Source organism: Methylobacterium sp. E-041, assembly GCF_022829665.1.
Taxonomy (GTDB): domain Bacteria; phylum Pseudomonadota; class Alphaproteobacteria; order Rhizobiales; family Beijerinckiaceae; genus Methylobacterium.
The window spans coordinates 1-1,046 of record NZ_JAKSYQ010000096.1; the positions used below are offsets into that span (position 1 = coordinate 1).

Consider the following 1,046-nt stretch of genomic DNA (forward strand, 5'->3'; position numbering starts at 1 on the left):
CCCGGCGATCGCGAACGACGATCTGATGAAGCATCTGGCGAACCCGGCCGAGCAGGTGCTGCAGACGGTCGACTACGCCAACACGCGCTATTCGAAGCTCGACCAGATCAACGCGGGCAACGTCAAGAACCTCCAGGTGGCCTGGACCTTCTCGACGGGCGTTCTGCGCGGCCACGAGGGCTCGCCGCTCGTCGTCGGCAACATGATGTACGTCCACACGCCGTTCCCGAACATCGTCTACGCGCTCGACCTCGACCACGAGGCCAAGATCGTGTGGAAGTACGAGCCCAAGCAGGACCCGTCGGTGATCCCGGTGATGTGCTGCGACACGGTCAACCGCGGCCTGGCCTACTCGGACAACGCGATCATCCTGCACCAGGCCGACACCACGGTGGTGTCGCTCGACGCCAAGACCGGCAAGGTGAACTGGTCGGTGGTGAACGGCGACCCCAAGAAGGGCGAGACCAACACCGCCACGGTCCTGCCGGTGAAGGACAAGATCATCGTCGGCATCTCGGGCGGCGAGTTCGGCGTGCAGTGCCACGTGACCGCCTACGACGCCAAGACCGGCAAGAAGGTCTGGCGCGGCTACTCGATCGGCCCGGACGACCAGATGCTGGTCGACCCGGAGAAGACCACCTACCTCGGCAAGCCGGTGGGCAAGGACTCGTCGACCAAGACCTGGGAAGGCGACCAGTGGAAGACCGGCGGCGGCTGCACCTGGGGCTGGTTCTCCTACGACCCCAAGCTCGACCTGATGTACTACGGCTCGGGCAACCCCTCGACCTGGAACCCCAAGCAGCGTCCGGGCGACAACCGCTGGTCGATGACCATCTGGGCGCGTAACCCCGACACGGGCGTGGCCAAGTGGGTCTACCAGATGACCCCCCACGACGAGTGGGACTACGACGGCATCAACGAGATGATCCTCACGGATCAGAAGGTCGGCGGCAAGGAGACCCCGCTGCTGACCCACTTCGACCGCAACGGCTTCGGCTACACCCTCAACCGCGCCACCGGCGAGCTCCTCGTCGCCGAGAAGTTCG

The 1,046-nt window shown here is 65.1% G+C and carries 1 protein-coding gene; it reads left to right on the top strand.

Features of this window, described 5'->3' with window-relative positions; all coding sequences use genetic code 11:
- Positions 1 to 25: 25 nt before the first annotated feature.
- On the top strand, positions 26 to 1,046 hold a 1,021-nt coding region (locus tag MKK70_RS09795), incomplete at its 3' end, for a PQQ-dependent dehydrogenase, methanol/ethanol family (RefSeq protein WP_409568259.1).